This window comes from Alcanivorax sp., assembly GCF_014762765.1.
Classification (GTDB): Bacteria; Pseudomonadota; Gammaproteobacteria; order Pseudomonadales; family Alcanivoracaceae; genus Alcanivorax.
Genome location: NZ_JABURH010000072.1, coordinates 1 through 7,689, shown reverse-complemented (window position 1 = coordinate 7,689; position 7,689 = coordinate 1). Strand labels below are relative to the sequence as shown.

The following is a 7,689-nucleotide window of genomic DNA, read 5'->3' as shown; positions in this document are numbered from 1 at the left end:
CCCGTAGTGCATCTCAGGATAACGGCAACCATTCTGATATCAATGCCGGGTTCCTCTCTCTTACGGATTCTGTGATAGTGTTTACTCTTATTGAGTGAGTGCCTGCCCTGGGCCGGCGTGATCAGAGCAAGAACAAGCAATGCACAACAACAATTAGCGATCAGGAAAAGGGAGTAGTTATGGGCAAGCGTCTGCTGGGGAGCCTTCTGGCTATCGCCTTGCTGCCAGCGCAGGGGGTGGCAGCCATTACCAATGCGGATCTTGAAGAGTTTGAATTGTCTCTGTGGAAGGTTCGCACAAATTTTCATATGCTTACTGTGATGACAGGCAGCGACACCTACGCGTCTGATCTCAATCGCACTATATCTCGAGCCAGCCAGGCCCTTTCTGAATTGAAAAGTAATGCCGAAGGCAGTGACGAACGTCAGTTTGTGGCTGACCTGGAGAAGGACTGGTTGCTTTACATGGATGCTGCCAAGGGCAACACCATGGCGGAGCAAGGGTACACCAATGCCTACGTTATCAAGGACGTCAACGAGCTTCCCGCCATCATGTCAGAAAAGATGGATGCGTTCGAAAATGCCAGTAGCGGCAATTATGACGAAATTCGAGAGTTATCAGCTTACCTCCAGCGGATGACCTCCGAATACTTGAATGTGGCTGCAGATCCGGCCGGCGGTATGGCTGCGGGTTCTGATGAAGGCAGGCTGGATTTCAAGAATGCTGTGCCACAATTCGAGAAAATGCTCAAAGCGGCGCAGAAGCAGTACGCTGGTGATGAAGCCATGACCCGGGCCCTGGATCAGGTGGCCGTCAAGTGGAAGTTCATTCGCCAGTCCATGGTGAAATTCTATGAAAATGCGGTGCCGTTTCTGATTTACCGCTATACCAGACAGATGGTAGATACATTGGAACAGGCCATCAGCCTGGCATCAACAGATATGGCCAAGCCGACTTTCGGGCCCGTTGAATAGCCGGAACGGCCAGTATTGGTATACATCAAGGCCCCCGCTGACGGCGGGGGTTTTTCGTGGGGTTGGAGAAGAGGAAATCAGGGTGAAAAAACAAGGATTGTGGGTGCTTGCCGGGGCGCTGATGATGGCTGCTTCCGGGGCGCAGGCAGCATTTTCTGCAACGGAGCTTGCAATGATGGAGGCGGATGCCTGGCGCGCGAGGATGGGGTTTCATCTGCTCTCAATTCGTGGCGACAATCCGGAAGACCGTGATGCGCTTCGGCAATTGCTCGAAGGCGGAGAGCGGCGGGTGGCTGAGCTTAAAGGGCAGGCTGAGGGTAGTGAGGTTTCACAGGCGAGCGCTTTTGGCCAAGCCTGGAATGAACTGTCCCGGCGCGCTCTGGATAACCCGCTCGCTTCGCTGGGCTATGCGGATTACGGTGCCATGAGCGAGATGAACACTACCACTCTTGCGGTGGCTGAGCTGGCAGAGCAGGCCGAAGCTGGCAGCAAAGACAAGTATCTGGATGTTGCGGATTTGTCGGTATCCATGCAGCGGCTGGCCAGTGAATATCTGGCGTTGGCTGCCTTCCCCTCAGCTGGCCTGCCAACCGGCACCGGATTGCCGCCAATGGATTTTGCCATTGAAGCAAAAGGTATTGATGATCAGCTGACCACTCTCAAGGGCCGCTATGCTGACGATGCACAAGCGAGTGAAGTGTTGGCTTTTGTAGAGCAGCGCTGGGTTTTTGTTCGCAACACCATCCCGCGCATGAACGAAAACGATGCCAACAAGGTGCCATACCTCTTTTACCGTTATGCCAGCCAGGTTGCCGAGCGGGTAGAGGAGCTGGTGGCACCGTGAATAAGTATTCAGATACGGGGACGGAGAAAGTATAGGACGTCTCCTCCCTTTCCGATCAGTCCGAGCGGGTAGCCAGCCAGTCTGCGCTGATACGCCAGGCATGGCTGGGCGCCTTGGAGCCGGAGAATACGCCGGCATGCCCGCCTGGGACTTCCTCGAAACGCTTTTCCTGACTGCCTACCAGCCGTAGCACTTCCCTGGCCGCGCGAAGGCTGACGATATTGTCGGTGGTGCCGGCAAAGGCCAACAAATCCTGATGAATCGCGGAGAAATCCACGCTGCGCTCACCGATGCGGATTTTTCCCTTGGCCAGGCTGTTGGCCAGAATCATCTTCTCAATCACCTCTCGCACCACCGCACCCGGGTAATCCACCATATCGTTGAACCATTGGCCCATGGTCATGTACTCAGTGACATATTCCCGGTCGGCGATGTTCTTCACCAGATCCAGGTAAGCCTGTACTACCCCCGGTGGGTTAGTCATTTTGAAACCGAAGGTCAGTAGCCCTGCCGGAATGTGGAATAACTTGTCGTCCAGGGGCTCAAGACGCACTTTGAACCATTCATGGATCTGCATTGCGGGAATGGAGGCCAGGCCCAGGGCCTTGCCGAAGGGACCGCTTTTGTGGAAATTCACCGGGCTGGCAATGGTGATCAGGCTGCGTACCGGCGCATCCGGGTGGCCTCCCAGGTACATCATGCAGAGCAGACCGCCCATGCAGTAGCCCAGCAGATTGACCTGGTCCTGCCCGGAGTGCGTCTTGACTGTATCTACTGCAGCCGGCAGCCAGCGGTTTACATAAGTATCCAGGTCCAGACTTCGCTCTGCCTGGGAGGGTTTGCCCCAGTCCACCAGATAGATGTCATAGCCCCGGGCCATCAGATAGCGGACCATGGAGCGGTTCGGCATCAGATCGTAGGTCCAGCAATGGATGCCCAGTGCCGGCACCAGAATCAGGGGCGTACGGTATTTGTTGCGCGTCACCGGCATCATCTCGTCGTTGACCGGGATTTCGCTCATGGGTGGCAGGCTATAATGGCGAACGGCCATGATGCCGTCCCGGTAGATTTCATCCCAGGGGCATTTGTCGATCTGGATAAACCGTTGCGGATGCCGCCGACGCTCGACGATATGCCCAACGGCACGCAGACTGGTTTTCAAACGGGATGACGTCGCCATGGGTGGCCTCCGACAATCAGGGGGGATGAAATGCTAGCGGCAGGGCAACGTATTACCATGGTGAAAAAGTAACACTTTGCAGATTAATGTCGACTCGTTAATCTATCGCGCCCGACGCACAGGAGGCATTGGCCGTCGTGACAAACTCATCATTACCTTACACCCGCCTGGATGTCTGTAACCGTTTTCTGGAGTCGGTGAGACACTCGGTGGTACTGGGACTGGAAGTCCTCAGCGCAGAAGAACACGCTGTCAGGGTAAGGGTTCCCTGGCGAGAGGATCTGGTGGGTAACCCGGAAACCGGCGTCATGCATGGTGGCGCCATCTTCGCCATGATGGACCATGCTGGCGGTATGGCAGTGACCTGTCGCACCTTTCCCACGTTCGAAATCACCCCCACCATCGACTTTCGCGTCGACCACCTTCGTGGACCGGCCAAGGGCGCTGCGGTGGTTTGCGAAGCCACCTGTTACCGGCTCACCAACCATGTGGCCTTTGTCCGTATCACTACCTGGGAAGAGGGCAGCGAGGACGAGCCCATCGCAACCGGGCTGGCAACCTACACCCGACTGAAAATTGAAACTGCTGGCAAGGTGGTGGGGCAATGAAAGCACTGAAGACCCTGATTGAAGAATGCCGAGCCGGCGAGGCGGACTACCAGAGCCTGATTGACCGGGTGCCCTATGCCCGCTTTCTGGGTATCCAGGTGGTGGCACAAGGGGACGAGCTGACCTTTGTGTTGCCCAAGCATGACAATGTGGTGGGTAATCCGACTCTGCCAGCCTTGCATGGCGGGGCCGTGGCAGGCTTCATGGAGCAGGCAGCGATTATCTTTATCCTGTTGCAAATGGGGGAGCCACGGGTCCCCAAGACCATCGATTTCACCATCGATTACCTGCGAGCCGGGCTTTTCCGTGACACCTATGCGGAATGCAGCGTCACCCGACTGGGCCGACGGATAGCCAATGTGCATATCAGCGCCTGGCAAAAAAACCGCCAGGAACCGATCACCATTGCCCGGGCGCATTTCCTGCTGTCCGATGATGCGGGCTGATCCCGACGGATCGAGGCCTGCTCCTTTGTCCAAGAGACCGCGCCCTGAGGTCGGGCGCGGTGCTTGGCACCGTAATTAACACGACTCGCCTGTCCGTTATCCATGTTCTGGTACCGGATGCATCCTCACGCTGCTTGCCCCCGTTAGTCTTCCTTGGTCCGTACCGCGATTGTGATTTTGCGCCAGCCCGCAACCCGATTGTCATAACGCGACATTGTCCCGGCAAACACTTCCGCCTAGCGTTTAAGTGAACCTGTTCGGAGCGCACCGTTGCGTTCCGGGGTGTGCGCTACAACGCTAAAAAGGGTGTATCCATGAAAATAACCAATGTCACCTCGCCACCAACTTCCGTGAGCATCTACGACAACTGGGACGGCCCCGGCTCCGAGGATATCGAAGACAAGCTGACACCGGGCCATGTGCAGGATGTGGTGGAAATCTTCCAGACCCCGCTCACCGGTCACTATAACTGGGACTATTCCAGTGCCGATGGCCGTATCCGCAAGTTGTATCGCCTTGGCAAGGAGCTGAACTGGAATGCAGACATGGATCTGGACTGGACCCAGACCTTCCCCAGGAGCGAGGTTCCTCTCGATCAGGCCTTTAATCCGTTCAACGGCTGGCCTACGTTCGAGGCACTGAGCGATGACGAGAAACTGCGTTTTGGCTGGCACAACCTGGCCTGGATGCTGGCTCAGTTCATGCACGGGGAGCAGGGCGCACTGCTGGTGGCATCGCAATTAGCCAGTTGCGCGCCGTCCTACGATGCCAAGCTCTATGCGGCGAGTCAGACTTTTGACGAGGCCCGGCACGTCGAAGTGTTCACCCGGTACCTGCAGGAAAAAATCGGCATCCTGTATCCGGTGAACCCCAACCTGAAGGCACTGCTCGACAAGATCCTTTCCGATCCGCGCTGGGACCTGAAATTCATCGGCATGCAGATCATCATTGAGGGCCTGGCTCTGGCGGCCTTCAATACCCTCAAACTGACCGCCCATGACCCGCTTCTCAAGCAGATTATCCACCTGGTGATTCGTGATGAGGCGCGCCACGTTACCTTTGGCGTCAATTACTTGGAAGATTTTGTTGAGACTCTTTCTGAAGAAGAGAGGGAAGAGCGCGCCCACTTCGCATTTGAAGCCTGCGTGGTCATGCGCGAACGGCTGATCAGCACCGAGGTCTTTGAGCACTTTGGCTGGGATGTGGAAGAGGCCCGTGAGCAGGTGCTGTCTTCCACCATCATGGCCCAGTTCCGCAATCTGCTCTTCACCCGCATCATGCCCAACCTGAAACGTATCGGCCTGCTCACCGAGTCAGTGCGTCCCCGTTTCGAAGAGCTTGGCATCCTGCAGTTCGAAAACCTGGTGGATGACGGCGAAGTGGATTGGGCAGAGCTGTCGAAACCTCTCTACGACCAAGTCTCCTGAGGGCTGTTTCTGTAGGCTCTTACAAAGCCCATAGACAGCGTAGGGTGCACTGAGCCTAAGCGAACTGCACTGATCTGGCGCTTCGCTTAGGCTCAGTGCACCCTAGGTTTCATTACACGCTCTCGACGTTGACCATTCCCTGCCGAACCGGTTTGGCCAGCGCCTGAGAGGTCGCTTTATAGGCCTGCTGTAACGCCACGGGCCCCTGTTCCAGCTTCCCCGGACCGCTGCGGGCCAGGCCGTCAATGGCCAGGGTGATCAGGTTGGGGCGCAAAGGGGCCTTCAAGGCAGGGCTATTGGCCCGACGCCACGGGGATCGGGATTGCAGATGGTGATAGAGTACGCGCTCGCCGGGCCAGGTGCTGGCCAGGCCATGTCGGTCAGCAATGCCGCCGTCCCAATAGTAGTCACCGTCAATGCTTGCCGGTTGAAACAGGAACGGCACGGCGCAAGACGCATAAACGGCCTCGATGGGATCTCCCGCATTCAGCACCCGCGTGCGGCGGGTACCCGCATGCCAGGCAGACAGGGCCACCGGGGTGGGGCTGTCTGCCAGATCGGTCTGCGTCAGCATCTCCCGCAGCAAACTGCGGAAACGTTTGCCGGCAAGCAGTCCCAGCCCGGGGGCAGGGTCCCAGAAATGCTCCCGGGACAGACCTGTCAGGGTAAGTTCCATTTTTTCCGGGCATGCCTGACCGGCCATGCAGGCTGACACCAGGGCTCCGGCACTGGAACCGCAGTAACGCGCTGGCGCCAAATCATGTTCTTTCAGGGCTTTGACGACACCAAAATGGGCAAAAAAACCAAAAAAACCGGACGACATGGCCAAGGTGAAGGGGTGATCTGCCAGCCATTCAGCCAGGCTCGGGGCGGGATATGTCTTCATTGAATGCTTCCTCTGCGGCGACAAACCCTAACCCGGGGACCCTCAGCCACACAATCCTGCTGACGGCTGTGGCCGTGACGGCCCTGGGCCAGACCCTGGTATTCACGCTGCTGCCCTCTCTTGGGCGTGCCACGGGCCTGGCGGAAATGCAGGTGGGGCTGATCATCAGTTGTTCCTCACTGATTTTTGCGCTGGCCAGCCCGGTGTGGGGCACCCTCAGCGAATCCCTGGGGCGAAAGCGGGTGCTGGTGATCGGGCTCAGTGGCTATTCCCTGGGCACACTGATGTTTGCGCTGGTGTTTGATATCGGCCTGCACGGTGGCCTGGCGGGCGGCCTATTGGTGGCCGGGCTGGTGTTAAGCCGCATGCTGCAGGCAGCAATCATGGCCGCTACACCGGCGGCTGCCGCCGCTTACACTGCGGATATAACCACCCCGGAGCAGCGCACCCAGGGCATGGGCCGTATCGGTGCGGCCAACAACCTGGGCACGGTTATCGGCCCCGTGTCCGGTGGCCTGCTGGCAGCGGTGGGGCTGGTTTTCCCGCTCTATGGCGTGGCCGCCCTGACGGCGTTGATGGCACTGGCCACCGCATTGTGGCTGCCTGCCTCGCCCCATCAGCCCACCGCGAGAACCGTATCACTGGCCAGGGTGCTGCGTAGCGGATTGGGTGCCTATGCGGACCCGCGATTGCGGGATCTTCTGCTCACCGGGGTGATGCTGTTTATGAGCTTTGCCCTGATTCAGCAAACCCTGGGCTTTCTGTTTCAGGATCAGTTTGGATTATCGCCGGCCGCTGCGGCGCGTGCTCTGGGATTAACCATGATGGCGGCGGCGGTGACCTCGTTGGTCGGTCAGATTGTGGTCGTGCAATGGTTGCGTGCCCCGGCGACCTTGCTGGTGATTCTGGCGGTGCCCGCAATCGGTCTTGGTGCGTTGATATTGTGGCTGGCTGATCAGCAATGGGTAATGAGTGTGGCGGTTTTGCTGGTTGGCCTGGGGCTGGGCTTTGGTATGCCGGCGATCATGTCTCTGGCCAGCCTGCGCGTCAGCAGCGAAGAGCAGGGCAGGGTCGCCGGCCTGGCAAGTGCCTGTCCGGCCCTGGGTTTTATTCTTGGTCCCCTGGTCGGCACCGGGTTGTATACCCTGGATCATCGCTGGCCCTATCTGCTGGTCTTGTCCCTGATGGTGCCGCTGACCTGGCTGGCCTGGCGGCTGGTGCGTTCCGCGGCCGACAATGCGTAGGGAGTCAGTGGCGAGGTCAGAGTTTCGAGTTGCGAAAACCGGTCAAGAATACTTCAGCCTCGTAGGGTGCACTGAGCCTA

At 58.0% G+C, this 7,689-nt stretch carries 8 protein-coding genes; 6 read left to right on the top strand and 2 right to left on the bottom strand.

Annotation, left to right across the window (positions count from 1 at the left end; translation table 11 throughout):
* The first annotated feature begins 236 nt into the window (after window positions 1-236).
* Window positions 237-974 (top strand): hypothetical protein, encoded by a 738-nt coding sequence (locus HUJ17_RS03160; protein ID WP_290509310.1) that lies wholly within the window; start codon window positions 237-239, stop codon window positions 972-974.
* Window positions 975-1,056: 82 nt separating this feature from the next.
* Window positions 1,057-1,818 (top strand): hypothetical protein, encoded by a 762-nt coding sequence (locus HUJ17_RS03155; protein WP_290509309.1) that lies wholly within the window; start codon window positions 1,057-1,059, stop codon window positions 1,816-1,818.
* A gap of 55 nt (window positions 1,819-1,873) precedes the next feature.
* Here the strand turns inward: HUJ17_RS03155 and HUJ17_RS03150 are convergent, their stop codons facing one another.
* Complete coding sequence (locus HUJ17_RS03150) at window positions 1,874-2,998, bottom strand: alpha/beta fold hydrolase (RefSeq protein ID WP_290509308.1); 1,125 nt, start codon at window positions 2,996-2,998, stop codon at window positions 1,874-1,876.
* 137 nt (window positions 2,999-3,135) lie between these two features.
* On the opposite strand from HUJ17_RS03150, the gene HUJ17_RS03145 reads away from it, so the two are divergent.
* The 3 genes from HUJ17_RS03145 (at window position 3,136) to HUJ17_RS03135 (ending at window position 5,479) form a co-directional block, all read left to right on the top strand.
* Complete coding sequence (locus HUJ17_RS03145) at window positions 3,136-3,606, top strand: PaaI family thioesterase (RefSeq protein ID WP_290509307.1); 471 nt, start codon at window positions 3,136-3,138, stop codon at window positions 3,604-3,606.
* A complete protein-coding gene (locus HUJ17_RS03140; RefSeq protein ID WP_035244352.1) occupies window positions 3,603-4,052 on the top strand; it encodes a PaaI family thioesterase in 450 nt (149 codons plus the stop codon). The genes HUJ17_RS03145 and HUJ17_RS03140 overlap by 4 nt, the downstream gene beginning before the upstream one ends.
* Window positions 4,053-4,366: 314 nt before the next feature.
* The gene (locus HUJ17_RS03135; protein WP_290509306.1) at window positions 4,367-5,479 is read left to right on the top strand and encodes a ferritin-like domain-containing protein; all 1,113 of its coding nucleotides are present in this window, start codon (window positions 4,367-4,369) and stop codon (window positions 5,477-5,479) included.
* A gap of 112 nt (window positions 5,480-5,591) precedes the next feature.
* On the opposite strand, the gene HUJ17_RS03130 is transcribed toward HUJ17_RS03135, so the two are convergent.
* Entirely contained in the window at window positions 5,592-6,365 is a 774-nt protein-coding gene (locus HUJ17_RS03130) for a patatin-like phospholipase family protein (RefSeq protein WP_290509305.1), read from the bottom strand.
* Here HUJ17_RS03130 and HUJ17_RS03125 point away from each other — a divergent pair.
* Window positions 6,356-7,609, top strand: coding sequence for an MFS transporter (locus HUJ17_RS03125; RefSeq protein WP_290509304.1), 1,254 nt, complete (start codon window positions 6,356-6,358; stop codon window positions 7,607-7,609). The two genes, HUJ17_RS03130 and HUJ17_RS03125, sit on opposite strands and share 10 nt — an antisense overlap.
* Window positions 7,610-7,689: the final 80 nt, after the last annotated feature.